Consider the following 458-nt stretch of genomic DNA (forward strand, 5'->3'; position numbering starts at 1 on the left):
TCTTTAACGGCGTCAGGGGTTTTGACCACCAGAAAACCGAATCCGATGGAAGCAATAAAAGCAATAAACCCGTATTTAGCCATATTAGTGAAACACCATACTGATAGTGACATACAAAGCACCTGGCTAATAATAGAAGCATTGTAATAAATGTACTTCTTCCACCACGTGCCACTGTAATCAAAGCTTTCGGTCGCCATGCTCATTGCAGCTAAAGGAATTGTCAGGTTATACCACGCCATATCAGCCACAAACACACACATTTTGATAAAGAACACGACGGTTACGACAGTGAAGATTAGCAGAAACAAAATCTGTAAGGGTAGCGAAATGCCAACATCTTTTAACCCAGGAACTTTATTCATGCCGGTAATTGATTTAGCAGTGAACTGCTGATCAGAACTAAACATATACTTTAGCAGGGGCAAGGTAATTGAACCTTGAATAAAGCCTTGTAA

Annotated in this window: 1 protein-coding gene; it reads right to left on the bottom strand. The window is 40.2% G+C overall.

Going from position 1 to position 458, the window contains the following annotated elements; genetic code table 11:
* The coding region (locus ACKTR2_RS10485; protein WP_407885085.1) for a conjugal transfer protein TrbL family protein at positions 1 to 458 on the bottom strand (458 nt) is incomplete at both ends.

It is taken from the genome of Furfurilactobacillus curtus, assembly GCF_045862785.1.
Classification (GTDB): domain Bacteria; phylum Bacillota; class Bacilli; order Lactobacillales; family Lactobacillaceae; genus Furfurilactobacillus; species Furfurilactobacillus curtus.